This window comes from Corynebacterium wankanglinii, from assembly GCF_013601005.1.
Classification (GTDB): domain Bacteria; phylum Actinomycetota; class Actinomycetes; order Mycobacteriales; family Mycobacteriaceae; genus Corynebacterium; species Corynebacterium wankanglinii.
In genome coordinates this window covers 88196-100842 of the sequence record NZ_JABFED010000001.1, presented here as the reverse complement: position 1 = coordinate 100842, position 12647 = coordinate 88196, and the positions used below count along the sequence as shown (strand labels likewise).

Sequence of the window (12647 nt, the reverse complement as noted above, 5' to 3'; positions counted from 1 at the left end):
ATCCGCGGAGGTTTGAGATGGCACTGATCGTCCAGAAATACGGGGGATCGTCCCTGGAAAGCGCGGAGCGGATCAAGGCCGTGGCCCAGCGAGTGGTGGAAACCCGCCGGGCCGGCAACGATGTCGTGGTGGTCTGCTCCGCTATGGGCGACACCACAGACGAACTGTTGGACCTTGCCGCCCAAGTCAACCCCACCCCGCCCGCTCGCGAGATGGACATGCTGCTCACCGCCGGCGAGCGCATCTCCAACTCGCTGGTCGCCATGGCGGTGCACGCGCTGGGTGAAGAGGTGCAGTCCTTCACCGGCTCGCAGGCCGGCGTGATCACCACCGAACGCCACGGAAACGCCCGCATCCTGGAGGTCACCCCGGGGCGCGTGCAGGAGGCGGTGGACGCGGGCAAGATCGCCATCGTCGCCGGCTTCCAGGGCGTCAACCGCGAAACCAAGGACGTGACCACCCTCGGCCGCGGCGGCTCCGACACCACGGCAGTGGCGCTGGCGGCCGCGATGGGTGCCGATGAGTGCGAGATCTACTCCGACGTCGACGGCGTCTACACCGCAGACCCGCGCATCGTGCCGGACGCGAGGAAGCTGGACAAGCTCTGCTTCGAGGAGATGCTGGAGCTCGCCGCGTCCGGGTCCAAGATTCTTGTCCTGCGCAGCGTGGAGTACGCCCGCGCGTTTAACGTCCCACTTCGAGTCCGCTCGTCGTACAGCAAAGAAACCGGCACCCTGGTTGCCGGAGCATTGGAGGATATCCCCATGGAAGAAGCAGTTCTCACCGGCGTGGCCACCGACGACTCGGAGGCCAAGATCACCATCCTGGGCATCACGGATTCCGTGGGCGAGGCCGCGAAGGTCTTCCGCGCGCTGGCGGACGCGGAGGTGAACATCGACATGGTCATCCAGAACATCTCCAACGCCGAGGACAACAAGACCGACATCACCTTCACCCTGCCCAAAGCCGACGGGGCGCGCACGATGGAGCAGCTGCGCACCATGCAGGCCTCCGAAGGCTGGGACGACTTGAGCTACGACGACCAGATCGGCAAAGTCTCCCTCGTCGGCGCCGGCATGAAGTCCCACCCGGGCGTCACCGCCGACTTCTGCGACGCGCTGCGCGACGCGGGCATCAACATCGAGATGATCACCACCTCGGAGATCCGCATCACCGCCGTCGTGCGCCAGGCCGACGTGGCGGAGGCCGCGCGCGCCATCCACACCAAGTTCGACCTCGGCGGCGACGAGCCGGCCGTAGTCTACGCAGGCACCGGACGCTAGAAGGAGCTATCCCATGACCACCCTTGCAGTTGTTGGCGCCACCGGCCAGGTCGGCCGCGTGATGCGCGACATCCTCGCCGAGCGCAACTTCCCCTCCGACACGGTCCGCTTCTTCGCCTCGCCGCGCTCCGCCGGCACGACCTTGGAGTTCCGGGGCGAGGACATCACCGTCGAGGACCTCACCCAGGTCACCGAGGAATCCGTCGCCGACGTGGACATCGCCCTGTTCTCTGCGGGCGGCTCCACCTCCCGCGAGTGGGCCCCCGTCTTCGCCGCCGCCGGCGCGACCGTGGTGGACAACTCCTCGGCGTGGCGCAAAGACGACGAGGTCCCGCTGGTCGTCTCCGAGGTGAACCCGGAGGCGGCGCGCGAGACGCCGAAGGGCATCATCGCCAACCCCAACTGCACCACCATGGCGGCGATGCCGGTGCTCAAGCCGCTTCACGACGCGTTCGGTCTGACCACCCTGCGCGTCGCCTCCTACCAGGCCGTCTCCGGCTCGGGTCTCGCTGGCGTGGAGGCGCTGGCCACCCAGGTGGAGGAGATCGGGGATCCGCGTGGGCTGGTCCGTGAGGACGTCGTGAAGCACAGCGACCTGGGGCCGTACGTGGCGCCGATCGCGTTCAACGCGCTGCCGATGGCGGGCTCGCTTGTGGACGACGGGACGTTGGAAACCGACGAAGAGCAGAAGCTGCGCAACGAGTCGCGCAAGATCCTCGGCTTGCCGGAGCTGAAGGTGGCGGGCACCTGCGTGCGCGTGCCGGTGTTCACCGGCCACACGATGGTCGTGCACGCCGAGTTCGCCGACGCCGTCACCCCGGAGCGCGCCACCGAGGTGCTGCAGAGCGCGCCGGGCGTGAAGGTGGTGGACGTGCCTACCCCGCGCGCGGCGACCGGCATCGACGAGTCCCTGGTGGGCCGCATCCGCCAGGACCAGTCCGTCGACGGGGGCCGCGGCCTGGTGTTCGTGGTCGCCGGCGACAACCTACGCAAGGGCGCGGCGCTGAACACGATCCAGATCGCGGAGCTGCTGGTCTAGGGCGTTTCGCGCCCGGGGCGGGGTGGTCTTTGACAGATTCCGCCGCGGGCTTGCGGCCACCACGCGCAATGAAGCCCCTCTGACACATTCCGGTGGAATCTGTCAGAGGGGCTTTGGGGTTGGTGGCTACAGCTTGGTGGAGCCGGTGCCGTTCGCGTCGGTGCTGCCGGTGTCGACCGCGGTGGAGCCGCCCAGGCTGGTGTCCTCTCCGGCCGCAGCTTCCTCCGCCTCGTCGGCGGCGATCAGGTCGTCGACGGTGTGGTCGTTCCACGGCTCGTCCGGGTTGGCGGCGTACTCCTCGGCCGTGACAGGGTCGGTGTAGGAGACGTACACCACGTCGGAGGGGTTGTCGCGGTCTTCTTCCTCGAAGTCGCTCTCATCGTCGTCGAGCAGCTCCTGGGCAACCTCTTCCTCGAGCGCCTCGGACAGCTCCTCGGAGTCCACATTGGACTTCGCGGTGAGGTACTCCAGCTCGCGCTCGTCGTTCTTGGTGAAGCGCTCGGCCGGGTCCATCTTCTTGCGGGTCAGCTCAAGCGCGCGGCGGCGTCGGTCGCCTTCCTTGCGCAGCTTCGGAATGCCGCGGATCCACGCCAGCGTCATCACCACGATGAGCAGGAGGCCCAGGTAGCCCAAAATCGGGTAGACGGTGGAGACCAGCTGCTGGAAGCCCACAAAGGACAGCACGAAGCCGATCACGCAGGCGGAGATGAAGATGACGCGGAACTTGTCCTCGCGGCCGCGGGACAGTCGCTTGCCCAGGGCGAAGAACATGCCCAGGGAGGTGGCGAAGATCATGCCGAAGATGACCAGGGACATGATCAGGCCCATGGTCGGGTTGATGTCCGTGATCAGGGTCAAAAGAGGCATGTCCTGGCCGGAGACGGTGTCGATCTTCACCAGCAGCGCCAGCGCCAGCAGCATGAGCATGACCAGGTAGCCCAGGCCGCCGAAGAGGCCGCCCAAGCCGGCTGCGCGGGTGTCCAGCTGGTTGCCGCCGATCACCAGCGCCATGGACACCACGCACATCACGTTCAGACCGGTGTAGTTCAGCGCGGAGATCCACCAGTTGGGCAGGGAGGTGTCCACCTGCGCGGCCGCTTCGTTGAGCGCGGACCAGTCCGGGTGGGCGTTGATCAGGGTCCAGCCGCAGCCGAAGATGACGAAGACCAGCAGGAACGGGGTGAGCGCGCCGATCGCGCCGGTGACCTTGTCCACGTCGAGCATGCCGAAGCCGATGGTGGCCGCCAGCATGAGCACCGCGCCGACCCACACGGGCAGGCCGAACTGCTGGTTCAGGTTCGCGCCCGCGCCGGCGAACATGACGAAGCCGATGGAAAACAGGGTGACAATGGTGGCGATGTCCAGGATCCACCCCATCACCTTGGAGGAGATGGAGCCGAGAACCTCCATGTGCTCCTTGGCCTGGAAGAACGAGCCGAGCTGGAGGATGGTCACGCCGGCGATGAGCATCAGCGCGGAGCCGAGGATGGCGCCCCACATGCCCTGGGTGCCGAAGGCGGAGAAGTACAGCAGCGCCTCCTGGCCAGAGGCGAAGCCAGCGCCCACGACGGTGCCGATGAAGGCGAATGAAATTAAGAGTGCGTTCTTCAACATAATGAGTTCAATCTAGTAAAACGGTGCTACTTCGGCTGGATTTCGCTTTCCACGACCCACTTGTGCCGCTTCATGGTCATTTCTGGAGAGTCGATGTCCACCATGTAGACGGTTTCGTCGGTAGAGGAGTCGATGGTGGCTTCCGCGCCCTGCATCCCGGCCATGTGGTCCGCGGTCATCACCGCGGTGTCGCCGGTGCCGAGCGTCTTGCCGTCCGTGCCCTCGAGCTCTTCCTGCACGACCCACTTGTGGTTGGTCACCGGGGCGCCGCCGTCGGTCGGCGTGTAGGACACCGCGTAGGCGGTGGTGTCGAAGGCGCCGGAGATGGTTGCGGTCGCCCCGTCCATGCCCGGCATGTGGTCCGCCGTGAGCGTGACCTCGGTGCCGACGGGGTAGGTCGGGTCGGCCGCCTCGATGATGCCGGCAGGGGCGGGGCCGCCGTCCGCCGGGTGGTCGTGCTCAGCGTGCGCGGCGTGTTCGGCGTGGTCTGCGGGGGCGTCATCGCTTTCCGACGCACACCCCGCCACCGTCAGGGCCGCAACCGCCGCCAGGGTGGTCAATGCCAAGGGTTGTGAAATACGCATGCACATAACCTTAGCTTTTCCCGGCTATTGGCTCCCGGCAACGAGATCCCGCCGTGCTCTGGCCACGCGCGAGCGGATCGTGCCCACCCGCACGCCGGCGATCTTCGCGGCCTCCTCGTAGGTGTAGCCCAGCACTTGCGTGAGGACTAAGGCTTCGCGGCGTTCGGGCGGCAGCTCGTCGAGAAGCGAGCGCGCGTCGATGACATCGCTCCACGTGTTGGGGTTGTCGGGGCTGGGGTTGGAGGCGGCGACGTCCTCGTACTCGGCGGCCGATTTGCGGGGGCGCGCCATGTCGTGGCGCACGGAGTCGACCCACGCGCGCCGCGCCAGCGAGAGCAGCCAGGTGCGCGCGGTGGAGCGGCCTTGGAACCGCGGCAGGGAGCCTAAGACGCGCAGGTAGGTTTCTTGCGTGAGGTCGTCGGCGTGCTGGGGGCCGGCGAGGTGGGCGAGCAGCCGCCACACGTCGTCTTGGGTGAGGCGGATGAACTCGGTGAGCGCGCCCTTGTCGCCCCGGCCGGCGCGCAGCGCAAGGTCCGTGACGTAGGCGTCGTCGCTTCTGCTCACAAGCCCACTACGTTAGCGGTTGCGCGGCTCGGCGAGGGGAGTTTTATCAGTGACGGTCACGCCGTAGAGGGAGCGGCCCATGATGAACGATGCCACGGAGCCGACAACCCACACCGCGAAGATGGCGATGACGGCACGGATGAAGTCGTTGAGGTCGAAGCCTGTGGTGGTCCACGAGCGGATCAGCTTGGCCACCACCAAGATCGGAAACGCGATCACCACCAGCGGGCCGAGCAGGTTCACGCGGGTAAGGGCGTCGGGTGCGCGCAGCTGCAGGATGGTGGTGGCAACCACACAGATGGTGGCCACCACAACCAGGGCGGAGACGACGATTTCGGCGATGGTCATGTCAGCGGCGTCCTCTCGAGATAATGCGGGCCATGGAGATCGTCGGGATCACGCCGCACACCAGGCCGGCGAGGATGGGGATCTCGTATCCGATGGCGGAGGAGTTCCACAACGTCCACACGAGGAAGATCGCGATCATGGAGTAGAAGATCACGTCCGCCATCACCGCGCGCGACAGCTCGTCCTTGGTCAGGATCACCCCCGCCAGGGACACGAGCAGGCTCACCGACATCACGATGATGCAGGCCTGCATGACAGTGGTGAACATGGCTTAATCCATCCTTTCCGCCGGTGGCACGTGCTCGCCTGTGTTGTCCGGGCCGTGGTCCACGTACGGCTCCCACGCCACCGTCTTCGGGTCGATGGGGCGTTCGCTTAACGACGGCCGCAGGTGCTCCTCCATATCCACCAACCCCGCGATGACATCCTCCGGGTCCGAACCGAACGCGGCCTGCACCAGCAGAGTGATCGGCCCGCCCGGGGTGACCGGGTGGCGCAGGCCCATGGACAGGGTGCCCGGGGTTGCGGTGATGGAGGTGGAGAACCAGAACACATCCCAGTCCGTGTTCACCCGCAGCGGGTAATAAATGACGATGGGTTCAAACTTCGTGCGCGGGTTGAACGCGGCAGCGACCGCGTCGAAGCCGGCGACGAAGATTTCCTTACTGATCCAGGCGGCGTACTTCACGCCGTGGAAGAAGCCTCGCATTAGTTCTCCCCTCCGAAGGTGTCGCCGGGCGCCGGGACGCCGACAGGGTTGTCGCCGAGTACGGCCGAAGTGTAGGCGTTAACGTCAAGCAGGTCGTCCACGGCGGTGGTGGTGATGTCCCACATGTGGCCGGCGAAGATGAACATGCCCAGCGAGATAACCATGAGCACCGCGGACGGCAGCATGAAGCTTGCGCGCACGTTGAGCGCCTCGGGGTAGTTCTGCATAGGCCGGCCCCAGAACACGCGCTGCCACAGGCGCATCATGGACAACAGCGCGCCGAAGGACGCGACGATGATGGCGGTGATGGCCACCCAGGAGCGCCAGTCGCCCGGAGTCGCCGCCGCCAGCACCACGGTGACCTTGCCGAAGATGCCGGAGAACGGCGGGAAGCCCACGATGGAAAACGCGCCGGCGACAAACACTGCAGACGTCCACGGGTCGCGCCGGGCGATGCCGGACAGCTTCGCCATGGTGCCTGTGCCGTAGGTCTCCTCGATCGCGCCGACGTTGAGCACCAGGGCCGCGATAGTGATCATGTGGTGCAGGGTGTAGAGCAGGCCGGCGGCCAGCGCGTAGCGTGCGTCGTCCTGCGTAAATGCCAGCATGATGAGGATGAACGGCATGCCGTTGACCATCTGGTACGCCAGCACGCGGCGCATGGTGGATTCCGCCAGGCCCGCGTAGCCGCCGATGATCATGGAGATGACCATGACCACAATGAGCAGCGTGTTCCAGCGCGGGTCCATGTCGAACATGATCACCCAGATGCGGAAGAGCATGTAGACGGCGACCTTGGTGTGCAGGCCGGAAAACAAGCCCATGACGGCGGCGGACGTCGACGGGTAGGTGCGCGGCAGCCAGGTGTAGACGGGGAACACACCCGCCTTCGCGGCAATGGCGATGACGACGATGCCGGTGGCTACCGTGGCCGGGCCGTGACCTGCGGCGACGCCTTGCAGGGCGGCGAGGTTCACCGCGCCTGTGACGGCGTAGAGGTAGCCCACGCCGAGCACGAGCATTGTCGACGCCGCCAGGTTCACCAGCACGAACATGCGGGCCGACAGCAGGCGGTGGCGGGTGCCCGTCATGGCGATCAGGCCGTACGAGGGCAGGAGGCAGACCTCGATCATGACGAAGAAGTTGAACAGGTCCGCGGTGAGCAGCGCGCCGGAAACGCCGGTAACGAGCACCAGCGACAGCGGCACGTAGAACCGGGACTGCGTCTCGCCTACCGCGACGGCGAACCAGTTCGATGTCAGCGACACGATCATGGTGGTCACGATCATCACCGCCGAGAACGTGTCCGCGGCGAACGAGATTCCCACGCCACCCTGGTACAGGCCGATGACGTGGCTGATGGTGCCGTGGTCGCGCGTGTAGCCGTACAGCCACACGCCCAGACCTAAGTTGATGGCGGGGATGATGAGGGCAAGTGCGTCGTTGAGCTGTTTCCAGGGGCTTAACGCCGTGACCGCGGAGACGATCAGCGGCAGTGCCACGAAGACGGGCAGGATTGCGTCTACAGCCATTAGTCAGTCACCTTCAGGCTTTCGTTGTCAACGTGGCTGATCTCGCGGGCATGGATCTCCTCCAGCCGCTTCGGGTTCAGGCGCGCGTTGCGGCCGGCGGTGGACAGCGCAGACGGGCTCAGCCACATCTTGGAGTAGCCAGCGTCCGTGCCGGTGGGCTGCTCCGCAGTGTCGTCGTTGCGGCCCAGCGAGGAGAGCATGAGCAGGATCGTAGTAGTGGCCATCGCGATCACGATGGCGGTGAGGACGAACGCCTGGGGCAGGGGGTCACCCATGTCCTCGAACGGCACGCGGGAGGGAAACGCCTCTCCGCGCCACGCGCCCACGCCGCCGGCAAGCAGCGTGAGGTTGGTGGCGTGGCCGAACAGGGACATGCCGAAGACGATGCGCACCATGCCGCGCTGCAACACCAGGTACACGGATCCCGCGACAAGGACCGCGATGGTAAGTGCCATGACCATGGGTTAGAGCTCCTTCGTGATAACCGGTTGCGGGTCGTGCGCCGGGTTGATCGGCTCGGGGTGGGCGTCCACGGCGTTTTCCGGGTGCTCCGGCTCCGGCACGCGGGGCAGCGGGTTTTCCTCGTCGCGCGCATAATCCAGATCCGCTAGGTCCATGCCGGGGCGCAGGTAGCCGCCGAGCGCATTGATGGCGGCGGTAACCATGCCCAGCACCGCGAGGTAGATGCCGAAGTCGAAGATCAGGGACGTGGTCATGTGCTCGCCGGCGATCTCGCCGTGGATGGCGTACATGAACCCGCCTTCGATGAAGCCGAGGAAGCCGGAGCTGATCGCGATGATGATGCCCCAGCCGGTGAGCCGGATGGGCGTGAGGTTCTTCACCACGTCCGCGTCCGCGCCGCGTGAGAGGTAGTTGATGGCAAACGCCGTGGCCATGACCAGGGCGGCGACGAAGCCGCCGCCTGGGGCGGTGTGGCCGCGGAAGAAGATGAGCACGGAGAGCACCACCAGGACCGGCGCCACCAGCGCCGCGGCCTTGCGCAGCGGGATGGAGTTGAGCTGAGACTGACCGAACGGGCGCGGGCGCGTGCCCGCCTCGAAGAGGTGGCGCGGCATGGAGCTGACCACCGCGGCGATCACTACGGCGGCCATGCCGAGGACCGACAGCTCGCCCAAGGTATCGAAGCCACGGAATTCCACAATGATCACCGCGACGATGTTGTCCGCCCCGGTGGCCTTGCCGCCCTCGGTGAGGTACCACTCCGCCAGCTCGGAGCGCCCACGACGTCCGGTCAGGCCGTAGACACCGAAGAAGGTGACCACGCCGGCGATCACGGCGAACACTGACGCGAGGACCTTGCGGCGCGTCTTGGTCTCCGGGAACATGCGCGGCTGGTAGCGCAGCACAACGAGGATGATCACCACGGTCAGTGCCTCAACGAGGAACTGGGTCAGGGCGACGTCGGGGGCGCCCAGCATGAACATCTGCAGCGTCATGCCCACGCCGACGGTGCCCAGCAGCACCGCGGAGGCGAGGCGGGAGCGAGTGAGCACCATGCCGAGCACAGACATGGCGATGATGGCGAACGGGATGAGGTCCCACCACACATCCAGGCCCTCTGCACGTGGCGCCGGGGTCACTCCGTCGATGCCGTCGGTCAGCAGCAGCACGGTCAGCCCCATGCCCACAACGGAGGCGAGCAGCGGGAACAGGTGCCGCGACGGGTTGAACCCGTCCGCCAGGGAGCCGAGCTGCTTACCAAACTCGGACAGGCCACGGGTGGTGCGTTTGAGCACCTCGGGGCCGTCCGCCGGCAGGAGCTGCTTGTTGCGCAGTGCCTCGAAGACCGGCTTGCGGAAGAACAGCACGAAGACCACGCCGGCCACCAGCACCGCCACCGAGACCAGGAACGGGGGCGTCACGCCGTGCCAGAGTGCGAGGTGGGTGGCGAAGCTGTCGTCGCCAGTCACCGCCCGCACGCCGGCGGACACCGGGTTGTCCACCCAGAAAAGCAGGAACGGGAGAACGGCCGAGGTCAGGCCCGGCAGGGCGGCCGGGAGCCACAACGCCACGGGGGCTTCGTGGACGTCGGGGAGGTCCCTCGGCCCGTCGATAAACGCCCCGAACACGATCTTCGCGGAGTAGACGAAGGTGAGGAACGCGGCGATGCCGGCCACCGTCAGCAGCAGCGCGCCGTGCTGCGTTTCGTGGAACGCGTCCAGGATGGACTCCTTGGACACGAAGCCGAATAGCGGCGGCACCGCTGCCATGGAGGCGGCGGCGATGATGGTGGAGAAGAAGGTGAACGGCATCTTGTTGTAGATGGGGCCCAGGCGGCGCATGTCGCGCGTGCCAGCCTCGTGGTCCACCACGCCAATGAGCATGAACAGTGAGGACTTGAACAACGCGTGCGCGAGCGTGTGGGTCAACGCCGCGGCCAGGGCGATAGGGGTGCCCACGCCAATGGCGGCCACGATCCAGCCCAGGTGGGACACGGTGGAGTACGCGGTGAGGTGCTTCAGGTCCGTCTTCGTAATGGCAAACAGCGCGGACATCAGCGCGGTGAACAGGCCGGTGACCACCAGGAGGTAGTTCCATGCTGCGACGTCGTGGAAGATGGTGGAAAAGCGAAGCAGCAGGTACACGCCTGCCTTCACCACTGCGGCGGCGTGCAGGAACGCGGACACCGGTGTGGCCGCTGCCATGGCCTCCGGCAGCCAGAAGTGGAACGGGAACTGCGCGGCTTTGGTGAATGCGGAAAACGCGATCAGCAACGCCACCACGACGGTCACGCCGTTATCGCCCCACACGTCCGAGGCGAGAATGCCTTCGATGCTCGTTGTGCCCGTCTGCACTGCGGCTACGGCCAGCCCCGCCAGCAGCGTCAGGCCGCCGAAGAAGGTCAGGATCAGGGTGCGGTAGGACCCCGCCTCGCCGGAGGAGCCGGAACGGGCGATAAGCAGGAACGACGCTATGGAGACCAGCTCCCAGGCGATGAACAGCAGCACCGCGTCATTGGCCAGCACCAGCAACAGCACCGACAGCGTAAATGCCGTCATGATGGTGTAGAAGCTGGTGTTTCCGTCCTTTTTGGGTAGGTAGGCCGCGGAGTACACGAAGACAACGCCGCCGATGACAAGGGCCAAAAGCGCGAAGAAGATGCCGAGGCCGTCCGCGCGGAGGGAGAACTCGGCGGAGGTGCCCGACCCCATTACGTCGCGCGCCCATTCTTTGGACCACACCAGGTCCGCACCGCGGGAGACGGCCGAGAATTTCGAGCCAAGCACGGCAGCTGCGGCGAACAGCAGCACCGCAAGCGGATACCCGGCCTTCCTGTCCATGACACGCACCAACAACGGGGAGAGAACAACCGTTGCAGCTACGAGCCCGATGACGAGGGGAAGTGTCATGGTGAACCCATTTCAATCCATGGTTTTGGCAAGAACCCTTACGACAGTATCAATTCCACCGACATGCTTCTAACGGTGCATATTTCCGGCAGCGCGCCTCCCGCAGCGCGGAGACGGCGAGTGCTAAGAACAATCCCATGAAATCGGGCAACGGTCTGCGGTTGGGATGCGCGCTTTTTGCACTGCTCATCGGGGCGTTTCTGCCCATGAGCCCGGCCGACACGTGGGCGAATACCGTTGGAGAATCAGAAGTCTCCGGCGCCCCGCAGGTGGGCCCGGACAATCTGGGCGATGCGCGCCGTGCCGCAGGCGAGGCCGGCCAGCAGGCGAAGGTGCTTGCGGAAGGCGCGAACCAGCTCGCCGCAGGCATTGGGGAGGCGCAGGCGCAGACGCAGCAGCTTATCGACGCCCTCACGGCCGCCCAGACCGGTTCCCAACAACTCTCCGACGGCATGGTCCAGCTGCAGGCGGGCACTGGCCAGCTCGGGGCCGGCGCGACCCAGCTGGCAGACTCCATCGGGGAGGTCGTTGGCCAGGTCACCGGTTTCGAGGCGGTGCGCGGCCAGGTGGTCGGCGCCATCGACCGGGCCCTCGAAGAGCTCAAGGATGCGAAGGACCCAGAGGCAGTCAAGGCCCGGGATTCCTTGGCGGGGCTGCGGGAGCAGGCGCAGACTGCCCAGTTGCCGCCGGACGCTGTGGCCAAGATGAACCAGCTTCGCGACGGCTCACGCGACCTTGCCAACCAGCTCGCCGCACCCGGCTACGGGTTTCATGACGGTATATATACAGCCACAAACGGCTCGGCGGAGCTTGCGCGCGGGTTGGCGGAGCTGCAGTCGCAAACCTCGCAGGCGACAGGTGGCATCGACGAACTCGTTGCCGGCGTGGGCAAGATCGACCACATGGCGGGGCTGAATGCCGAGAAGGTCTCCGCGGTACGTGCAGCGCTGCCGGTGCCAGCGGTAGCACAGAATGCGCAGGAAGGCGAGGCCTCCGGCTCTACTCTCGCTCCCGTGGCTGCGATGCTGCTTGCGGTGTTGGCTGTCTTCGGTGGCACAGCGTTAGCGGCTGCGGCGTGGTTTGCCGCAGGCAGGCGTTGGTGGATCCTTGGGATGGGTTCGGTGCTCACGGCGTGTGCCGGTGCGATCCTTGCTTGGGTGCTCGGTTCAGGGCTGGATCTCAGCGCGACCCTGTTAGTTTTCGCTGGAATGCTCGGGGGAACCCTTGCTTCCTCGGGACTGGCGTACGTGTTACTCCTGCTGCTCCCGGCAGGTGTCGGTATGGCAACGGCGGGGGTGTTGTCGGTTGTTCAGGCTGCGCTCGTCGGGTGGGTGTGGCGTACGGCTACCACTGGTGAGGTACCTGCCACGGTGGTTGCGGTCTCTCAATCCACCCCAATGCACTGGGCTACCACGGTGGTTTCTGCGGCCGGTAACGGAGGAGATTACCGCGGGATAATTTCGGGGTTCCTGCTCAGCGCGATGCTCGCCGCAGCGGGTTTAGCAGGCTCGAAGGGGCGCGTGTAGGCGGAAAAATCTTTTTAGCGCGTGTAGCCAAACATCGCTAAGATGTGATGTTATCTATCGCCAGCCGCTTTTCGGCG

At 66.0% G+C, this 12647-nt stretch carries 12 protein-coding genes; 3 read left to right on the top strand and 9 right to left on the bottom strand.

The features are described 5' to 3' along the window. The first annotated feature begins 17 nt into the window (after positions 1 to 17). Both HMA55_RS00470 and HMA55_RS00465 read left to right on the top strand, forming a co-directional pair. Positions 18 to 1283 carry an aspartate kinase gene (locus HMA55_RS00470; RefSeq protein ID WP_181191140.1) on the top strand — a complete coding sequence of 422 codons (1266 nt, stop codon included), beginning with the start codon at positions 18 to 20 and terminating at the stop codon, positions 1281 to 1283. Positions 1284 to 1296: 13 nt separating this feature from the next. Continuing rightward, the gene (locus tag HMA55_RS00465; RefSeq protein WP_181191139.1) at positions 1297 to 2322 is read left to right on the top strand and encodes an aspartate-semialdehyde dehydrogenase; all 1026 of its coding nucleotides are present in this window, start codon (positions 1297 to 1299) and stop codon (positions 2320 to 2322) included. A 126-nt stretch (positions 2323 to 2448) separates the two neighbouring features. Here the strand turns inward: HMA55_RS00465 and HMA55_RS00460 are convergent, their stop codons facing one another. The 9 genes from HMA55_RS00460 to HMA55_RS00420 are packed head-to-tail and all read right to left on the bottom strand — an operon-like array spanning position 2449 to position 11044. Then, a complete protein-coding gene (locus tag HMA55_RS00460; protein ID WP_235961557.1) occupies positions 2449 to 3936 on the bottom strand; it encodes a YkvI family membrane protein in 1488 nt (495 codons plus the stop codon). 26 nt (positions 3937 to 3962) lie between these two features. Then, complete coding sequence (locus tag HMA55_RS00455) at positions 3963 to 4520, bottom strand: YdhK family protein (protein WP_181191138.1); 558 nt, start codon at positions 4518 to 4520, stop codon at positions 3963 to 3965. A gap of 24 nt (positions 4521 to 4544) precedes the next feature. Beyond that, positions 4545 to 5084, bottom strand: coding sequence for an RNA polymerase sigma factor (locus tag HMA55_RS00450; RefSeq protein ID WP_181191137.1), 540 nt, complete (start codon positions 5082 to 5084; stop codon positions 4545 to 4547). A gap of 12 nt (positions 5085 to 5096) precedes the next feature. Continuing rightward, positions 5097 to 5432 carry a Na+/H+ antiporter subunit G gene (locus HMA55_RS00445; protein WP_181191136.1) on the bottom strand — a complete coding sequence of 112 codons (336 nt, stop codon included), beginning with the start codon at positions 5430 to 5432 and terminating at the stop codon, positions 5097 to 5099. A 1-nt stretch (position 5433) separates the two neighbouring features. Next, complete coding sequence (locus tag HMA55_RS00440) at positions 5434 to 5700, bottom strand: cation:proton antiporter (protein ID WP_181191135.1); 267 nt, start codon at positions 5698 to 5700, stop codon at positions 5434 to 5436. A gap of 3 nt (positions 5701 to 5703) precedes the next feature. After that, positions 5704 to 6141, bottom strand: a complete 438-nt coding sequence (locus HMA55_RS00435; RefSeq protein WP_181191134.1) for a monovalent cation/H+ antiporter subunit E — start codon at positions 6139 to 6141, stop codon at positions 5704 to 5706. Next, positions 6141 to 7673, bottom strand: a complete 1533-nt coding sequence (locus HMA55_RS00430) for a monovalent cation/H+ antiporter subunit D family protein (RefSeq protein WP_181191133.1) — start codon at positions 7671 to 7673, stop codon at positions 6141 to 6143. Before HMA55_RS00430 ends, HMA55_RS00435 begins: the two co-directional genes overlap by 1 nt. Next, positions 7673 to 8134 carry a sodium:proton antiporter gene (locus tag HMA55_RS00425; RefSeq protein ID WP_181191132.1) on the bottom strand — a complete coding sequence of 154 codons (462 nt, stop codon included), beginning with the start codon at positions 8132 to 8134 and terminating at the stop codon, positions 7673 to 7675. The genes HMA55_RS00430 and HMA55_RS00425 overlap by 1 nt, the downstream gene beginning before the upstream one ends. A 3-nt stretch (positions 8135 to 8137) precedes the next feature. Continuing rightward, positions 8138 to 11044, bottom strand: coding sequence for a DUF4040 family protein (locus HMA55_RS00420; RefSeq protein WP_181191131.1), 2907 nt, complete (start codon positions 11042 to 11044; stop codon positions 8138 to 8140). Between the two features lie 137 nt (positions 11045 to 11181). On the opposite strand from HMA55_RS00420, the gene HMA55_RS00415 reads away from it, so the two are divergent. Beyond that, complete coding sequence (locus HMA55_RS00415) at positions 11182 to 12570, top strand: hypothetical protein (protein ID WP_181191130.1); 1389 nt, start codon at positions 11182 to 11184, stop codon at positions 12568 to 12570. Positions 12571 to 12647: the final 77 nt, after the last annotated feature.

Excerpts from the sequence above, each read along its gene's own strand:
- HMA55_RS00470 (WP_181191140.1), top strand. The coding sequence starts at position 18 with ATGGCACTGATCGTCCAGAAATACGGGGGATCGTCCCTGGAAAGCGCG.
- HMA55_RS00465 (WP_181191139.1), top strand. The coding sequence starts at position 1,297 with ATGACCACCCTTGCAGTTGTTGGCGCCACCGGCCAGGTCGGCCGCGTG.
- HMA55_RS00460 (WP_235961557.1), bottom strand. The coding sequence starts at position 3,936 with ATGTTGAAGAACGCACTCTTAATTTCATTCGCCTTCATCGGCACCGTC.
- HMA55_RS00455 (WP_181191138.1), bottom strand. The coding sequence starts at position 4,520 with ATGCGTATTTCACAACCCTTGGCATTGACCACCCTGGCGGCGGTTGCG.
- HMA55_RS00445 (WP_181191136.1), bottom strand. The coding sequence starts at position 5,432 with ATGACCATCGCCGAAATCGTCGTCTCCGCCCTGGTTGTGGTGGCCACC.
- HMA55_RS00440 (WP_181191135.1), bottom strand. The coding sequence starts at position 5,700 with ATGTTCACCACTGTCATGCAGGCCTGCATCATCGTGATGTCGGTGAGC.
- HMA55_RS00435 (WP_181191134.1), bottom strand. The coding sequence starts at position 6,141 with ATGCGAGGCTTCTTCCACGGCGTGAAGTACGCCGCCTGGATCAGTAAG.
- HMA55_RS00430 (WP_181191133.1), bottom strand. The coding sequence starts at position 7,673 with ATGGCTGTAGACGCAATCCTGCCCGTCTTCGTGGCACTGCCGCTGATC.
- HMA55_RS00425 (WP_181191132.1), bottom strand. The coding sequence starts at position 8,134 with ATGGTCATGGCACTTACCATCGCGGTCCTTGTCGCGGGATCCGTGTAC.
- HMA55_RS00420 (WP_181191131.1), bottom strand. The coding sequence starts at position 11,044 with ATGACACTTCCCCTCGTCATCGGGCTCGTAGCTGCAACGGTTGTTCTC.
- HMA55_RS00415 (WP_181191130.1), top strand. The coding sequence starts at position 11,182 with ATGAAATCGGGCAACGGTCTGCGGTTGGGATGCGCGCTTTTTGCACTG.